16 protein-coding genes are annotated in these 16,246 nt (G+C 74.1%); 4 read left to right on the top strand and 12 right to left on the bottom strand.

The window, feature by feature from the left end; genetic code table 11:
• Positions 1-5 precede the first annotated feature (5 nt).
• The 3 genes from K0V08_RS12450 to K0V08_RS12440 all read left to right on the top strand — a co-directional run bounded on the left by K0V08_RS12450 (position 6) and on the right by K0V08_RS12440 (position 1,946).
• Positions 6-800: a GNAT family N-acetyltransferase gene (locus K0V08_RS12450; RefSeq protein ID WP_079533602.1), complete on the top strand. Its 795-nt coding sequence runs from the start codon at positions 6-8 to the stop codon at positions 798-800.
• 257 nt (positions 801-1,057) lie between these two features.
• On the top strand, positions 1,058-1,549 hold the full coding sequence (locus tag K0V08_RS12445) for an FBP domain-containing protein (RefSeq protein ID WP_079531061.1): 492 nt from the start codon (positions 1,058-1,060) through the stop codon (positions 1,547-1,549).
• A gap of 58 nt (positions 1,550-1,607) precedes the next feature.
• Positions 1,608-1,946, top strand: coding sequence for a YnfA family protein (locus K0V08_RS12440; RefSeq protein ID WP_011931499.1), 339 nt, complete (start codon positions 1,608-1,610; stop codon positions 1,944-1,946).
• Between the two features lie 129 nt (positions 1,947-2,075).
• Here the strand turns inward: K0V08_RS12440 and aroQ are convergent, their stop codons facing one another.
• A complete protein-coding gene (aroQ, locus tag K0V08_RS12435; protein ID WP_079531058.1) occupies positions 2,076-2,666 on the bottom strand; it encodes a gamma subclass chorismate mutase AroQ in 591 nt (196 codons plus the stop codon).
• A 182-nt stretch (positions 2,667-2,848) separates the two neighbouring features.
• Here aroQ and K0V08_RS12430 point away from each other — a divergent pair, with 182 nt between their 5' ends.
• The gene (locus tag K0V08_RS12430; protein ID WP_079531055.1) at positions 2,849-3,844 is read left to right on the top strand and encodes a hypothetical protein; all 996 of its coding nucleotides are present in this window, start codon (positions 2,849-2,851) and stop codon (positions 3,842-3,844) included.
• A gap of 37 nt (positions 3,845-3,881) precedes the next feature.
• Here K0V08_RS12430 and K0V08_RS12425 read toward each other — a convergent pair whose 3' ends face one another.
• The 11 genes from K0V08_RS12425 to K0V08_RS12375 form a co-directional block, all read right to left on the bottom strand.
• Positions 3,882-4,538, bottom strand: a complete 657-nt coding sequence (locus K0V08_RS12425; protein ID WP_079531053.1) for an HAD family hydrolase — start codon at positions 4,536-4,538, stop codon at positions 3,882-3,884.
• Positions 4,535-5,848: an ROK family transcriptional regulator gene (locus K0V08_RS12420; protein ID WP_172403996.1), complete on the bottom strand. Its 1,314-nt coding sequence runs from the start codon at positions 5,846-5,848 to the stop codon at positions 4,535-4,537. Before K0V08_RS12420 ends, K0V08_RS12425 begins: the two co-directional genes overlap by 4 nt.
• Before the next feature lie 20 nt (positions 5,849-5,868).
• Positions 5,869-7,098 (bottom strand): Gfo/Idh/MocA family protein, encoded by a 1,230-nt coding sequence (locus K0V08_RS12415; protein WP_079531050.1) that lies wholly within the window; start codon positions 7,096-7,098, stop codon positions 5,869-5,871.
• Positions 7,095-7,865, bottom strand: a complete 771-nt coding sequence (locus K0V08_RS12410; protein WP_011931493.1) for a ThuA domain-containing protein — start codon at positions 7,863-7,865, stop codon at positions 7,095-7,097. Before K0V08_RS12410 ends, K0V08_RS12415 begins: the two co-directional genes overlap by 4 nt.
• A gap of 82 nt (positions 7,866-7,947) precedes the next feature.
• Entirely contained in the window at positions 7,948-8,823 is an 876-nt protein-coding gene (locus tag K0V08_RS12405; protein WP_011931492.1) for a carbohydrate ABC transporter permease, read from the bottom strand.
• Positions 8,816-9,805, bottom strand: a complete 990-nt coding sequence (locus tag K0V08_RS12400; RefSeq protein ID WP_011931491.1) for a carbohydrate ABC transporter permease — start codon at positions 9,803-9,805, stop codon at positions 8,816-8,818. Before K0V08_RS12400 ends, K0V08_RS12405 begins: the two co-directional genes overlap by 8 nt.
• Entirely contained in the window at positions 9,805-11,043 is a 1,239-nt protein-coding gene (locus K0V08_RS12395) for a sugar ABC transporter substrate-binding protein (protein WP_011931490.1), read from the bottom strand. The genes K0V08_RS12400 and K0V08_RS12395 overlap by 1 nt, the downstream gene beginning before the upstream one ends.
• Before the next feature lie 213 nt (positions 11,044-11,256).
• On the bottom strand, positions 11,257-12,837 hold the full coding sequence (locus tag K0V08_RS12390; protein WP_079531047.1) for an aldehyde dehydrogenase family protein: 1,581 nt from the start codon (positions 12,835-12,837) through the stop codon (positions 11,257-11,259).
• Positions 12,834-13,778, bottom strand: a complete 945-nt coding sequence (locus K0V08_RS12385) for an NAD(P)-dependent oxidoreductase (RefSeq protein ID WP_011931488.1) — start codon at positions 13,776-13,778, stop codon at positions 12,834-12,836. The genes K0V08_RS12390 and K0V08_RS12385 overlap by 4 nt, the downstream gene beginning before the upstream one ends.
• Before the next feature lie 60 nt (positions 13,779-13,838).
• On the bottom strand, positions 13,839-14,696 hold the full coding sequence (locus K0V08_RS12380) for a MurR/RpiR family transcriptional regulator (RefSeq protein WP_079531045.1): 858 nt from the start codon (positions 14,694-14,696) through the stop codon (positions 13,839-13,841).
• A complete protein-coding gene (locus tag K0V08_RS12375) occupies positions 14,693-16,036 on the bottom strand; it encodes a DUF3100 domain-containing protein (RefSeq protein WP_079531043.1) in 1,344 nt (447 codons plus the stop codon). The genes K0V08_RS12380 and K0V08_RS12375 overlap by 4 nt, the downstream gene beginning before the upstream one ends.
• Positions 16,037-16,246 lie beyond the last annotated feature (210 nt).

Raw genomic sequence — 16,246 nt, 5'->3', positions numbered from 1 at the left:
GCCCGATGCCCACCACCGACGCCGCCGCCCTCCTCGCCGCCTACGACGCCCAGCTCCGCACCGACGCCGAGACGCCGAGCGCGCTCGACGTGCGGCTGCTCGGCCCGCTGCGCCTCGTCGTCTTCCCCGGCGGGCGCGGCTTCATCACGTACGCCGACCTCGGCGGACTCGACGAGGCCGGCCTGCGCGACCTCGTCCCCGCGGCGCTCGCGCGCTACCGCGACGACCCCGCGATCACGACCGTGGAGTGGAAGACCCGCGGCCACGACCACGCGCCCGGGCTCGACGGGATACTCCGCGCGAACGGGTTCGTGGCCGAGGAGCGCGAGTCGATCATGCTGGGCGAGGCCAGGGCACTCGCGGTCGACGTGCCGCTGCCCGCGGGCGTGACGCTCCGGCGCGTCACCGCGGAGGCCGACGTGCGGGCGATGAGCGCCATGCAGGACGAGGTCTTCGGCGAAGCGGTGTCCGCGGATCGTGCCGACGCGATCCTCCACCGCCTCCGGCTCGACGACGGCATGGAGCTCTGGGTGGCCGAGGCCGAGGGACGGATCGTGTCGGCGGGCCGGCTCGAGCCCGTCGCGGGATCCGACTTCGCCGGCCTCTGGGGCGGCGCGACCGTGCCGGAGTGGCGCGGCCGCGGCATATACCGCGCGCTCACCGCGGCCCGCGCGCGCTCGGCCCTCGCCGCCGGCCGCACCCTCATGCACAGCGACTCGACCGATTTCTCCCGCCCCATCCTCGAGCGCTCCGGCCTCATCGCCTGCTCGACGACCACGCCGTACGCCTGGTCGCGCTGACGCTCGGCGCGCCGGCGCGTGATCGATTCCCTCACGCGGGGGTACCGTTGCCGCGTGAGCATCACGAGCAGCGCGGCGCCCTCGGGGCGTGGGGAGGTCGTCGGCGGCACGTCCGTCGGCACCAGGTAGCCACCGGATCCGTCGCCGCGCCCCACGAGGGCCGGCCGCACCCGGCGCGCCGTCGATCCCGAGGATCCGGCCGCACCCCCGACACCCGTTCCCGCGGCACCGCCGCGACCCCGCACGAAGGGCACCACATGCTCCCCCTGACCGAATCCGACATCCGCGCATCGCTCGTCAACGCCTCGCAGCGCGAGCGGCGCGACCTCCACCTGCCCGACGGCTTCGCCGACCTCGCCTGGGACCGCCTCGACTTCCTCGGCTGGCGCGACCCGAAGGCGCCGCAGCGCGGCATCGTCGTCGCGCCCGTCGGCGATGAGCTGATCGGCGTGCTGCTCCAGCAGTCCGCGACCGCACCGCGATCCCGCGCGCAGTGCACGTGGTGCCAGGACGTGCGCCTGCCGAACCCGGTCGTCTTCTACGGCGCGCGCCGGGCGGGCGCCGCCGGCCGCAACGGCAACACCGTCGGCACTCTCGTCTGCACCGACTTCGAGTGCAACGCGAACGTGCGGAAGCCCCGGCCGATCCCGTACCTCGGCTTCGACCCCGCGGCGGCGACGGCCCAGCTCATCGACGACCTGCGGGACCGGGTGGCGGCGTTCGCGGCGGACATCGCGTCGACCGCGTGACGGCGGCCTGACCGGGTGACGCGCCGACCCCTGCGCGACCGTCCGCCATGCTCGGAGCATGCTGCTGCGCACCGTGATCCTGTTCGCCCTCGCCGCGGTCGCCGAGATCGGCGGCGCCTGGCTCGTCTGGCAGGCGGTGCGCGAGGGCAGGCCGTGGTGGTGGGCCGGGCTCGGCGTGATGGCGCTCGGCGCGTACGGCTTCATCGCGTCGCTGCAGGCGGACGCGTCGTTCGGGCGGATCCTCGCGGCCTACGGCGGGGTGTTCGTCGCGGGCTCGCTCGTGTGGGGCGCCGTCGTGGACGGCTACCGGCCCGACCGGTGGGACGTGATCGGCGCCGTCGTCTGCCTGCTCGGCGTCGCCGTGATCATGTTCGGGCCGCGCGGGCAGGGCGCCTGACGCGGACGACGTGCAGCCGCGGTCCACGCGCGGACGCGCGCGTCCACCCCGGAGGGCGGACGCGCGCGTGGGTGGGTCGGCCGGGTCAGCGCATCGGGGCAGCTGGCCCGACCGGGTCGGTGGGCCGGCTCAGGACTCCGGCGTGCAGACGGTCGCGAGGGCCGTGCGGAAGGCCTTGCGGTGCGCGTCGTCGAGGCCCTGGCCGAGCTGGCCGCGGGCGTCCTTCACGAGGTGGCCGCACGCCGGGTCGGCGAGGGCGGCGGACGCGGCGCCGATGGCCGGGACGAGGCGCGCATCCACCGCGTTGATGCGCGGGCGGACGCTCGTGGTGAGGTCGGGCGCGGTCGTCGGCGCCTGCGCGGGGTTCGCGTGCCAGAAGGCGATGAGCGCGTACTGCACCTGCTTGCTCGCCGTGATCTGCGCGCGGATGATGCGCTCGGCGGCGACCGGGTCGACCCCGTCGGCCTTCGCGGCGGCGATGGTGGCGTCGACGACGGCCTGCTCGCGCGCGGGATCCGCCACGGCCTTGCCCGACAGGTACTTCGACGCGGCCACGTCGTCGGCGATCTCGAGGCGGTCGAGCGCGGCGGACGCGACGGCGGTGACCGCCTGCTGCTCCGCCGGGTCGCGCGGGCACGCCTGGGCGGGCGCGGCGGCGCCGAGGAGGGCGGCGAGGGTGACGGCGAACGCGGACGTGGTGAGCAGGGCGCGGCGGGGCATGGCGGATCCGTTCTTCAGGAGCGGGCGGAGGATGTCGGGCGCGGTGTCGGGTCAGGCGGTCGGGTCGGTCGGTCGGGTGCCGCGAGCATAGGCAGACGACGCGCCCGGGCGGACGCCGGAGTGCACAGGCCGGCCCGATCGGGGGCGCGCGGTCGCGGCGACCGCGTCGATAGCGTGGGCGGATGACGACGCCCGACACCGCGCCCGGCACGACCCTCGACCGGCCGGCGGATCGCGCGGTCCCCGGCGTACGCGGCGCGCTCCTCGCGCTGGCCGCGGGCGTCGCCGCGGCGGCGCTCGGCCTGCTGCCGTGGATCCTCGCCGGGCTGCGCCTGCCGCCGCAGGACCTGTGGGCGGATGACGTGACGTCCGCCGCCGACATGCCCTTCGCGCTGCTGCCCTTCGACCAGTACACGGCGGGCCTGCTGGCCGCGGTGATCCTGGTGGGCGGCGGCCTCGCGGGCGCCGCCGCACGCGTGCTGCGGACGCGCCTCCCCCGGCACGGGTCGTGGCTCGTGGTCGCGGGGCTGCTCGCCGCGCAGGTCGTGTCGCTCGTCCAGACGTCCGCGGTCACGGCCGACGGGCTCGGCATGGACGACGTCTCGGGCGCGGGCGACCGCACGGGAGCGAGCATCAGCGAGGCGCAGGTCTACCTCGTGGCGTTCGTGGGCGGCACAGCGGCGATGATCCTGCTCGCAGCCGTCGTCGCCGCGCTCCTCGCGTGTGCGCCCGCCGGGCTCGCAGTCGTCGCGGCGGCGTTCCCGGTCGTGCTGCTCGGCGAGTGGCTCGGCGGGCTCGTGTCCCCGGGCCCGACCGGGGTGCTCAGCGACGCGGCGTACGCGATCCTGCCGGTGATCTCGTGGGTGCCGCCCGTCGTGCTCGGCATCGCCGTCGCGCTCACCGGCCTGCGCTCGGTCGGCCGCGTGATCGGATCGGTCGTCGCGGTGCTGCTGCTCTGGCTGGGCACGGCCATCGTGGTCGGCGTCACCTACGCCCTCGGCAACCGCGTGCTCCTGCGCTATCCGCTGGAGCTCCTCGACGCGGGCGGCATGGTCGGCGGCGCGGTGCTCCGCGGCGAGGGCGGCGTGCTCGGGCGGCTCGCGGTGGCGGTGGTCGTCGGGATCCTCGGCGCGCTCGTCGTGCGCGCGGTGCGGCGACGGGCCGTCGGCGCGGGGTGACCGGATCCTCGTCGGCCGGCCGGTCGCGACCGCCGGCTCAGCCCGCGCGCCCGCGCAGCAGCCGCGGCAGATCCCGCATGTCGTCGAAGACGAGGGCGCCGGCGTCGCGCAGGCGGTCGGCCGGCGTGAGGCCGCCCGCGTAGCCCAGCGCGCGCATGCCCGCCGCCCGTGCGCCCTGCACGCCGTACGGGCTGTCCTCGACGACGACGCAGCGCGCGGGATCCACGCCCATGCGCGACGCCGCCAGGAGGAAGAGATCGGGCGCCGGCTTGCCGTGCGCGACCTCGGTGGCGCTCGAGATCCGGCCGTCGAAGCGCGGGAGCAGACCCGTGCGCGCGAGGTTCGCGCGGATCTTGTGGTGGCCGCCGCTGGACGCCACGCACGTCGGCAGGGCGATGGCGTCGAGCGCCTCCTCGATCCCGTCAACCGGACGCAGGTGCTCCGCGAAGGCGTCGGCGTACCAGTGGTCGTAGGGCGCATCCCAGTCGTCGGCGAGGTCGCGGCCGAGGTGCGCGGCGACCTCCGCCGTGAACGTCGCGTGCGACTTCCCGACGAAGCGCTCGACGATCTCCTCCGTCGTGACGTCCCAGCCGAGCTCGGCGAGGACGCGCTTGTCGACCTCGACGGCGAGCACCTCGCTGTCGACGAGCACGCCGTCGCAGTCGAGGATCACGAGATCCACCGGCGCGCTCACGCCGTCGTGCGCTCCGCGTCAGCGGCGGCGCGCATCACGGCGGACGGATCCACGAGGACGCGCGCGAAGGCCAGCTCGGCCGCGCCGATCATGAGGCGGTCGGGGCCGAGGGCCGCGCGGCGGATCCGCAGGGCCTCGCGGGCGCCGGGGAGCGCCTGGGCGGTGGCGCGGGCGAGGATCCGGTCGGGATCCGCCGCGTGCAGCGACCCGAGGAACCCGCCGAGCACCACGAGCGACGGGTTGAAGATGTTGACCACGTTGCGCAGCGCGACCGCCAGGTTGTCGATCTGCCGCTCGACCTCCGCCGTGACGGCCGGATCCCCCGCCTCGAGCGCCGCCGCGAGCACGTCGCCCAGCTCGTCGGCGCGGGCGCGCTCGAGGCCCGTGACCTCGAGCAGCGCGTCCTGGCCGACCGTGGTCTCGAGGCAGCCGACCGCGCCGCAGTGGCAGAGCTCGCCGCCGGAGTCGACGAGCGTGTGGCCGAGCTCGCCGCCGTAGCCCTCCGCGCCGCCGAACGGGCGGCGGCCGATGAGCACGCCGCCGCCGACGCCCGACGCGCCGCCGTTGAGGTAGACGAGGTCGTCGACGTCCCGGCCGGATCCGAACCGCCCCTCGGCGACGGCCGCGAGGCTCGCGTCGTTGGCGGCGAGCGCGGGCAGCCCGGTGGCCTCGGCGAGGAGCGCGGCGAACGGCTCGTCGACCCAGCCGAGGTGCGGCGCGAGGCGCACGAGCCCGCCGTCGAAGCGCACGAGGCCGGGGACCGCGACGCCGATGCCGAGCACGCGCGCGTCGGGCCGGGTCGCGCGCAGGCGGGCGCGCAGCTCGGCGATGATCGCGCCGGCGAGGTCGGCGGCCTGCGCGGCCGTGGGGATCCCGTCGGTGTCGCGGCGCACGCGCTCCTGCACGACCCCGTCGAGGCCGACGAGGCCGACCGTGACGGCGTCGATCTCGGGGTTCACCGCGAAGACGACCACGCGCGGATCCGCGGAGACGATGGGGCTCGGCCGGCCGACGCGGTTGGTGCCGGGCGGCTCCGACTCCACGACGAGCCCGAGCTCCTGCAGCTCGCCCACGAGCGCGGCGATGGTGGAGCGGTTGAGGCCCGTCTCGCGGGTCAGCTCGGAGCGGGACGCGGGCCCGGTCTCGTGCACGATCTGGAGGACGGTCGCGAGGTTGGAGCGGCGGACGTGGTCGGGCGTGGTGCCGCGGGAGCGGGGATCCGGCGCGAGCGGGACCGACCGGGCGGGATCCACGACCGACGCGAGCGGCTCGGGCGCGCGCGCGGCGTCGCCCGTCTCGTGCCCGGTCACTGGATCCCCACCCGACGAGGCTACCCGGCGGCGGCCGGGCGGGCGACGGCGGCGACGCCCTCGGGGCCCGCGCGGCCAGCGGTCGCCGGCGACCCCTGGAGCGCCTCCCGCACGCCCCGCTCGCGCCACGCCTCGAGCCGGGCGCGCACGTCGTCGCGCCGCTCGTCGGCGAGCGCGGTCGCGTAGGCGCGCTCGAGCACGTCGTCGATCGCGAGCCGCCGGCCCGTGTCCTTCGACTCGATCGCGGCCTCCACCATCGCGAGGCTCATCACGTTGCCGTGCACCTCTCCGTGCGGCCGCTCGCCCGTGCGCAGCGCGCGCACGAACGCGCGGAGCGAGCCGGCGATCTCCACGCCCACCGACTCGGCGGCCGCGGGCTCCGCGGGCGGGCCGCCGGGCGCCTCCGGGATCTCGCTCGTCGGGTCGTGGTCGCCGTCCCAGAGCGCGGTGCCGTGCGCGCCGCTGACCCGCCAGGATCCGTTCCACGATGTCTCCGCGCCCGGGCTGCACCAGCTGCCCGTGTAGACGTACCGCACGCCGCCCTCGAACGCGAAGACCGCGGTCGCTCCCGCGTCGCCGCGGTACCAGCTCCACGCGGGGTTGTACGACTCGCAGTAGACGCTCACGGGATCCGCGTCGAGCAGGTACCGCACGGCGTCGAACTGGTGCACGGCCATGTCGAGCAGCAGCACGTCGTCCATCTCCTCGCGGAACCCGCCGAATCGCGGGGCCTTGAAGAACTCGGTGGTCACGATCCCGACGCCGCCGAGGTCGGCCGCCCGCCGCTTGAGCGCGACGAGGTGGTCGTTGTAGCGGCGCGACTGGCTGACCATGAACAGCTCGCCCGTGATCTCCGCGGCCGCCGCGAGCGACAGCCCCTCGGCGACCGTGAGCGCGACGGGCTTCTCGCCGAGCACCGGGATCCCGGCGAACAGCGCTTGCGTGGTGACGGGGTGGTGCGCGCGCGGGATCGTGACGTCGATGACGGCATCGGGCCGGACCCGGGCGATCAGCTCGCCGAGGTCGGTGGACGCCTCCGCCGACGCCCCGTGCGCGGACGCGCCCGCCCGCGCCGCCTCCTCGTCGAGGTCGACGACGCCCACGAGCTCGACGTCGGGGTCCTCCGCGATGGTCTGCAGCCACTGCCGTCCCATGCCGCCCGCGCCGACCTGCACGACCCGCAGGCGCGCGCCGTCGGCGGGCGCGACGATCCGGTGAGCCGGGCCCGTGCGCTCCTCGACGGCCGTCATCGCTCGAGCGCCCCGGCGTAGTCGGTGCCGTCGTAGTACTCGCCGAGCTCGTAGCGCAGCAGCGTGGGCGTCTCGCGGCGGTCGGGCCGCGCCCACTCGCACGCGTTGGCGATCACCCGGCGGACGTCCCGGTGGTGGTACACGGGGAAGTCCTGGTCGCCGGGCGAGAAGAAGAAGATCCGGCCGAAGCCGCGGCGGTAGGTCATGCCGCTACGGAACACCTCGCCGCCCGTGAAGCCCGAGATGAAGACGAGCTCGTCGGGCGTGGGCACGTCGAAGTACTCGCCGTACATCTCCTGCTCGTCGATGACGATCGGGTTCGGCACGCCGCGCGTGATGGGGTGCTGCGGGTTCACGGTCCACACCAGCTCGCGGTCGTGCTCGCTGCGCCAGCGGAGGGTGCACGTGGTGCCCATCAGCTTCGTGAAGATCTTCGACCAGTGCCCGGAGTGCAGCACGATGAGGCCCATCCCGTCGAGCACGTGGCGGTGCACGCGCGCGACGACCTCGTCGTCCACCTCGGCGTGGGCCGCGTGGCCCCACCAGGTGAGCACGTCGGTGCGGGCGAGCAGCTCCTCGGTGAGGCCGTGCTCGGGCTGGTCCATGGTCGCGATCTCGACGTGCGCGTCGGGCAGGTTCTCCTGCACGCCCTCGGCGACGGCGCCGTGCATCCCGGTCGGGTAGCGGTCGCGGACGTGCTGCTCGATCTGCTCGTGGCGGTTCTCGCCCCAGACGGTGACGCGGAGCGGGGATGCGGTGTCGGTCATGGTGTCTCTCTCTCGGAGGGGTCGTGCGGGATGTCGGAGGCGGCGCGGGCCGCGTCAGGGGCGCGGGCGAGCGGCAGCCGGATCACTTGACCGCGCCGCCCGTCGCGCCCGCCGCGATGAAGCGCTGCGCCGCGAGGAGCAGCACGATCGCCGGCAGCGACGCGAGCACGGCCGTCGCCATCACCGTGCTCCAGTCGGCGGTGTACGTGCCGATGTACTGGTAGATCCCGAGCGTGATCGGGCGCACGTCGTCCGTCGTCGTGAGCGTCAGCGCGAACAGGAAGTCGCTCCAGGTGAAGAGGAACGTGAAGAGCCCGGCCGTGATCACGGCGTTGAGGCTCACGGGCAGCACGATCGAGCGGAAGGCCCGGAAGTTCCCGGCGCCGTCCACCTTCGCGGCCTCGATGATCGACGGCGGGATGCCCGCCATGAACGCCCGCATGATGAGGATCGCGAACGGGATGCCGGCCGTGGAGTCCGCGAGGATCAGGCCCGGGATGGAGTTCAGCAGCCCGAGGTCGTTGTACGCGGCGTAGAGCGCGTTCGCGACGACGATGCCCGGGATCATCTGCGAGATGAGGATCCCGAACAGCACCAGGTTGATCCAGCGGAACTTGAACTGCGCCAGCGCGTACGCCGCCGGGGTCGCGATGGCGAGGCTGAGCACCACGCTGCCGAGCGCGATCACGAGGCTCGTGCCGAGCGCCTGCCCCTGCTCCGAGAGCGCGGTCGCGTAGCCGTTGAACTGCGCCTCGAACGGGAACCACGCGGCCTGGATCGCCGGGCCCGCGGGCTGCAGCGAGATGTTGACCATCCAGTAGACGGGGAACAGCATCACGGCGAGGAGCGCGATCCCGACGACCGTGCCGATCCAGCTGCGGTCCGCGCGTGGTCGGCGGGAGCCCGACGACACCCGGCGGGCCGGGGCGGGGGCGAGGCGCTCGGCTGTGTCAGTCATCGACGGCCTTCCTGTTCGCGCGGAGGTAGACCACCGCGAACACCGCCGAGATGGCGATGAGGATGTTGCTGAGGGCGGCGCCCGACCCGAAGTCGAACTGCTGGAACGAGAGCGTGTACGACTGCGTCGCGATGGTCTGCGTCGAGTTCGCGGGCCCGCCGTTCGTGAGGCCGAGGATGATGTCGAGCACCTTGATCGTGTAGACGACGCCGAGCACGAGCACGACGCCCACCACCGGTCGCAGCAGCGGCCAGGTGATGTGCCGGAAGCCGCGCCAGCCGGTGGCCCCGTCGAGGGATCCGGCCTCGTACAGCTCCGGCGGGATGTCCTGCAGGCCCCCGTAGAGGATCGTCGTGTTGAACGGGATCCCGATCCACACGTTCACCGCGATCACCGTGATCAGCGCGAAGGCAGGGCTCGTGAGCCACGGCACCGGGTCCTGCACCAGCCCCGACCCGAGGAGCGCCTGGTTGAGCACGCCGGAGTCCTGGTCGAGGATCCACTTCCACACCGCGCTCGACACGATGAGCGGCAGCAGCCACGGCAGGAGCAGCAGCGCCCGCAGCAGGCCGTTGAGCGGGAAGGACCGGCGGAAGAACAGCGCCAGCACGAGCCCGATCACGAACTGCCCGGCGATCGACCCGGCCGTGAACAGGAACGTGTTGAGCAGCGCCGTCGAGAAGATCCCCGACGAGAGCACCGACGCGTAGTTCGCGAACCCGACCCACGGCGCCTCGCCCGTGTAGAAGGTGGTCGTCGTGTACTCCTGGAAGCTCATGACGATGTTCTTCACGACCGGGAAGCCGAAGAAGAGCACGAGGTACACGACCGCCGGCACCAGGAACATCACCTGGAAGAAGCGCTCCCACCGGAAGCGGGGACGGCGGCGCACGGGACCCCGCGCGACGGCGGCTTCCCCGGCGCCCCGGGCCCGCCCTGCCGCCTGCGCGGTCGGGCGGGCGGGGACGGCGGTCGTCGCCATCAGCCCTGCTCGGCGTTCTTCAGCGCGTCCTCCGGCGACGACTGGCCGGTGAGCGCCGACTGCACGGCCGTGTAGATCTTCGTGGCGGCCTTCGGCCACTCGGCCCCGAGCTCGCCGGTGCGCGCGCGGGCGTCGGCGACGAGGTCGACGAACACCTGCTCCTCGGGCACCTGCTGGCCGAACTCGGTGGCGACGGCGGTCTTCGACGGGATCGTGTAGCGCTTGGTGGCCATGTCGAGCTGGTTCTCGTCGGAGTTGAGGCACTCGACGACCTTCGCGGCCGTGGCCTGCTTCGCCTTGTCGCCCGTCTGCGGCACGGTCCACACCTCGCCGCCGAGCGGGGCGACGGCGGTGCCGCCCGCCTCGGGTGCGGGGAGCTTCGCGATGCCGTAGTCGACGCCCGACTCGGTGAGCGCGGGGATCTGCCACGGGCCGTTGATCATCATCGCCGTCTTGCCGGCCATGAACTGGTCGTTGACGTCGGACTGGGTCCAGTTGACGACGCTCTGCGACGCCGAGCCGTCCTTCACGAGGTCGGTCCAGAGCTGGAGCGCCTCCGCGGTCTCGGGGGTGGCGATGTCCTTCTCGTCGCCGCCGTTCGACCACATGAAGGGCAGGAACTGCCAGGTGCCCTCGTAGGTGGCGTTGGCGTCCATGGCGATGCCGTAGCGGTCGCCGTCCTTGAGCGCGGCGGCGGCGGTCTTCAGCTCGTCCCAGGTGGTGGGCGGCTGGATCCCCGCGTCGGCGAGCATCGCCTTGTTGTAGAAGAGCGCGATGGTGTTGACGGTGGGCGCGAGGCCGTACGTCTTGCCCTCGTAGGTGCCCGCGTCGACGACGCCCTTCGCGTAGCCGTCGGTCGAGATGCCGAAGTCCTCGAGCGGGGCGAGCGCTCCCGTCGCGGCGATCTGCTGCAGGTCGGGGTTGTCGAGCATGAGCACGTCGGGCAGCGTCTTCGACGACGCCTGCTGCAGCACCTTCTGGATGAGGCTCGAGCCCGGGATCGACGTGCGCTCGATGGTGACGCCGAGCGACTCCCCGCACTTCGTGAGGGTGTCGCCGATGACGGTGTCGTCGTTGCCCTCGTTGTAGTAGTCGGTGACGGTGATGGTCGTCGGATCGCCGCCGGACGAGGATCCGCCTCCCCCGCCGCCGGAGCAGCCGGCGAGAACGAGGGGGACGGTGGCCGCGAGGGCGGCGGCGCCGACGAGGCGGCGGCGGGCGGTGGATCGAGGGGACATCGCGTGGTCTCTTCCTTGAGGTGGCGGTGGATCCGGGCCCTGACGACGCCGTGATCCGCAGCTCGCACGCATCCGGGTGGCGTCGTCGCTGACCCGATGGCGGCGACGCTAACACCGCGCGACCATGCCTGTAAAGCGGTTAACCTGCAATGCGTCCGTCAGAGGAGCGGCCCGTCCCCTCAGGCGGGCCGCTCCGGGAGCGCGCGCCGCCGGCTAGCCGCGCATCGACGGGAAGGGCGCGGCCGGTGCCGTCGTCGGGACCCACACCGCCTTCTGCTGCGTGTACTCGTCGAGCACGCCCGGGCCCGACGAGCGCCCGTGCCCGGACTCCCCGAAGCCGCCGAACGGCACGGCCACGTGGATGGACTTGTAGGCGTTGATCCAGAACGTCCCGGCGTCCACGGCCGCGGCCACGCGGTGCGCGCGCGACACGTCGGAGGTCCAGACGGCGCCCGCGAGGCCGAAGCCCGTGGCGTTCGCGCGCGCGACCACCTCCTCCTCCGTGTCGAAGACGGAGACGCCGAGGACGGGGCCGAAGACCTCGGTGGTCTCCAGCCGGTGGCCGGGCTCGACGCCGTGGAGGATCGTGGGCATGATCCAGCTGCCGTCCGCGAGCGCGCCGTCGGCCACCGAGGCGGCGGGCGTCGCACCCGAGAGCCGCGTGGCGCCGTCCTCCTGGCCCGCCTGGATGAGCGAGCGGATGGTCGCGACCTGGCGGCGGGAGATGATCGGGCCGATCTCGGTGTCGGGGTCGAGCGGGTCGCCGAGCCGGAGCGCGTCGACCTGGGCGACGATGCGCGCCACGAGCTCGTCGTGCACGCCGCGCTCCACCAGCAGGCGGGATCCGGCGACGCACGACTGGCCGGCGCCCGAGAACACGGCGCTCACTGCGCCGCGCGCGGCCTGGTCGAGGTCCGCGTCGGCGAACACGATGTTGGCGCTCTTGCCGACGAGCTCGAGCACGACGGGGATCCCGGCGCCCGCCGCCGCCTGCGCGACCGTGCGGCCGACGGGTACGGATCCGATGAAGCTGAGCTTGCCCACGCGCCGGTCCGTGCTGAGCGCGGCGCCGACCGTCGTGCCCGCGCCGACCGCGACCGAGAGCACGCCCGCAGGCAAGCCGGCCTCCTCGGCGAGCTGCGCCAGGCGGATCGTGCTGAGCGGCGTGTACTCGCTGGGCTTGAGGATCACGGCGTTGCCGGCGGCGAGCGGGGCGGACGAGTTCCATCCGGCGGTGAACAGCGGCGAGTTCCACGGCGTGACCGCGACCACGACGCCCCACGGCACGCGCGTCGTGTAGGTGAGCCAGTCGCCGGGGACGGGGATGGTCTGGCCGGTGACCTTGTCGGCCCAGCCGGCGTAGTAGCCGAACATCTGGGCCACGCGGCCGGCCTCGACGCGGGCGTCGCGGATCGGCTTGCCGGTCGTCACCGTCTCGAGCACGGCGAGCTCCTCCTGGTGCTCGCCGATGGCGCGCGCGACGTCGCGGAGGATCGCGGCCCGGTCGTAGGGATCCATCGCGCCCCACGTGCGCGCCCCGCGGGTCGCGGCGGCGAGGGCGGTCTCGGCGCCCTCGGCCCCCGGATCCGCGTAGCTCGTGACGAGCTCGCCCGTCGCGGCGTCGACGAGGTCGATGGCGGGTCCGGATCCCGGGTGCACGCGCCCGTCGGCCCACGTGCCGATGCCGTCGGAGAACGCGTGGGCGATGAGGTCCCGGGCTCGCCGGGCGGGGTGCGCGGTCGGGTCGACCGCGTCGAGGAGCGCGGTGCGGGAGGTCGGGTCGGGGGCGGTCATCTGGCGGTGTCGTCCTTCCGCGCGGGGAGCTGCGCGGGATCCAGGGCGGTGGTCGCCGTGGTGAAGGTGGAGGTCGCGGCGACGAAGTCCGCGCGCGGGCCGAGGGCGGCGAGCGCCTGCTGCCAGCGCGCGTCCGTCTCGGCGAAGAGGCCGGGGGTGGCGCCGGTCGCGCGGGCAACGTCGTGCGCGAGCGCCACGTCGCGCGCCATGAGGCCCAGCGCGAAGCCGGAGCCGAAGCGGCCGTTGAGGATCTGGTCCGGGAACATCCGCTGGCTGACCGTGCTCGCGCCCGTGGCCGTGTTGAGCGCGGCGACCGCGGTGTCGAGGTCGATCCCGTGGGCCGCGGCCACGTCCATCGCCTCCGCGACCGCGAGCAGGTTGACCGAGACGAGCATGTTGTTGAGGAGCTTGACGACGTTCCCGGATCCAGCGGGGCCGACGTGGCGCCAGCCGCCGGAGGTGAGCGCCTCGAGGACGGGGCGGGCGGCGTCGACGGCCGGCGCGGATCCGCCGACGAAGGACGCGAGCGTGCCCGCGGCCGCGCCCGTGTTGCCGCCGGAGACCGGGGCGTCGACGAACGCGGCGCCGTGCGCGGCGGCGAGCGCGGCCATCGCGGCGCTCGTGCCGGGCTCGGAGGTGGTGGTGTCGACGACGGCCACGGTGCCGGGCACGGCGAGGAGCGCGGGCACCGTCGCCTCGACCACGCGCGCGGACGGCAGCGAGAGCACGACGTACGGGATCCCGGCGAGGGCGGACACGCCGGCGACCGTGGCGAGGCCGCGCGCCTCCGCCGCCTCGCGCGCCGCCGCGGACGGGTCGCAGCCGACGACGTCCCAGCCGCGGCCGGCGAGGGACGCCGCCATGGCGCCGCCCATCGATCCGAGCCCGACGACGCCGATGCGCCGCGGGGTGGTGGGGTCGAGCGGGTCGGTGGGGCTCATGGGTCCTTCCGGTGCCGCGAGGTGCGGCGGGTCGAAGCGGGTGGGATGCGGACGGGCGCGTCAGCCCGTGAAGGTGCCGAGCTGCTGCCACAGCTCCTGCGTGCGGCGGAGGGCTGCGCGGCTGCGCTCGGGGTGCGCCGACTCCATCCCGCTGAGCAGGCCGTAGACGACCGACGTGGTCGCCGCCGTGGACTGCAGGAACGAGACGCCCTCGCTGGGCACGACGAGCACGTGGTCGGCGCTGGCGGCGAGGCGGCCCCGGCGCATGTCGGTGATGGCGACGACGGTCGTGCCCGCCGCGTGGGCCGCGGTCGCCGCCGCGAGCACATCGCGCATCGGCCGCCACAGGCTCACGACCACGAGCACGTCGTCCGCGCCGAGCGCGGTCATGGCGGCCGCGAGGTGGGCGCCGCCCCGGCCCTCGAAGGAGACGGGGTAGCCCATCACGGATCCGAGGTGCGCGAGGATCGACGCCGGCGCGCCGAACGAGCCCATGCCGACCACCAGGATCCGCCCGGCGGAGGCGAGCGCCACGATGGCCGCGTCGCCCTCCGCCGGGTCGATGGACTCGAGCGCCCGCCCGAGGTTCGCGACGTCGCGCTGGATGGACGCGTGCACCGCGCCCGACGCCGCCGCCGGGTGCTCGCGCAGGGTCTCCTCGGAGGTCAGGGTCGCGAGGTACCGCATCCGCAGCTCCTGCTGCAGCTCGGGCCAGCCGCGGAAGCCGAGGGCCTGCGCGAACCGCACCACGGTGCTGGCGTTGACCTCGGCCCGCTGGGCGATCTCGGCGATCTCGGAGTACGACGCGAGCTGCTGGTTCTCGAGGAGCACGCGCGCGATGCGGGCGTGCGACGGCGTGTGCCCCTTCGTCGGCTCGAGCTCGTCGAGCCAGTCGGCGAGCGGATCCGCGGCGCTCACGCCCAGAACCCGAGCGCGAACTCCGCGATGACGGCCGAGAGCAGGAACGACGCCGTGATGGCGACGAGCCCGACGGGCACGATGCGCCAGCCGACCGTCTTCAGCAGCGCCGCGTCCTTGCCGAGGCTGAGGCCCGCGAACGTGAGGGTGGCGCACGCGATGGAGAGGAAGTCGATGGAGGTGACGACCGCGGTCAGCTCGGCGCCGATGGGCGAGTAGGGGCTCGAGGCCAGCGCCCCGATGGTGGTGACGAAGACGATCGCGGACACCTTGCGCGTCACCTTCGCCAGCAGCTGGCTCACCAGCAGCAGGGCGATGAGGATCGCGTAGCCGCCGACGATGGACCAGCTCACGCCGCCCGCGAAGATCGACGCGGTGCCGATGCCCACCACCGCGAGTATCGGGATCGTGATCCACGGCCGGATGTCCACGGGCGCCGCCGCCTCGGCGACGCGCTCCCGGAAGGCGCGGTTCGCCTCCTCGGTCGCGGCGGAGACCGGCGCGGGACCGGACGCGGCCTCGGCCGCCGCCTGCTTCCGCGTGAGGAACCGGTAGAACCGGTCGGCGAGCGGCAGCGCCACGTAGATGCCGACGTACACGCCGAGGACCGTGGTGATGAGGTTCGAGACCGCCGCGATGCCGAGGATCGCGTCCTGCTGGCCGGGGTACGCGGCGATGATGCTGGCGGTCGACGCGGCCATCATCGACCCGGATCCGACGCCCGCGCCCATCGCGAGCGCCAGCGGGTCGAACACGTCGGCCGACGCCACGAGCGAGGTCAGCAGCGTGATGTAGACCGCGCCGAACAGCGTGCCGAACACGTACATGGCGAGCACGCCGCGGTACTGGTCGGAGTCCGGCCCGTACTTCTCGCTCACCATCGCGAAGGCCGGCTCGCGGTCGAGCGAGAAGGTCGCGCCGATGGTGGCCTTGCCCATCCGCAGCAGCACGGCGAGCGGCAGGGCGAGCGCGACCGTGCCGAGCAGGTGCCCGATCTCCTGCAGCAGCAGCGCGGGTCCGGCCTGCAGCAGCGTGGGGATGTTCGGCCCGATGTTGAAGGCGAGCCGCGCGACGAGGAACAGCACGGCGACGCCCACGAACGCGTTCGCGATGCGCTGGAAGCCGAGGCCGACCGGTCGGATCCGCTGGAAGGACAGGGCGGCGGCGATGAGGAGGCCCCACACCATCGGGAAGAAGACGATGGAGGCGGATCCGAGCGGCAGGGTCCGTGACCCGATCACCTGGGCGACGAGCGCGATCACGAGGGCGGCGACGGCCACCGGCGCGACGCCGCGGAGGCCGACGATGGACCTCGTCCTCTCTCCGACGGTCGTGGTCATGGGCGGTCCCTTCGCGAGGTGCGCCGGCGGGAGGCCGGCGCGACGGATCGATGAGGAACGGTTCCTGCAATCGCCGTCGCGGAGGACGAGCTCTGCAATCGCCGTTGCACACGACACTAGGCAGCACGCGTTTCCGCGGCGATGCACGCGTGTTGCGGCCGTGTGAACGCGAGCCGGAGAAGCCCCCGTGCGCGCCGCCCCTTTACCGGG

It is taken from the genome of Clavibacter michiganensis (genome assembly GCF_021216655.1).
GTDB classification, from domain to species: domain Bacteria; phylum Actinomycetota; class Actinomycetes; order Actinomycetales; family Microbacteriaceae; genus Clavibacter; species Clavibacter michiganensis.
This window is presented reverse-complemented; position numbering and strand designations above follow the sequence as displayed.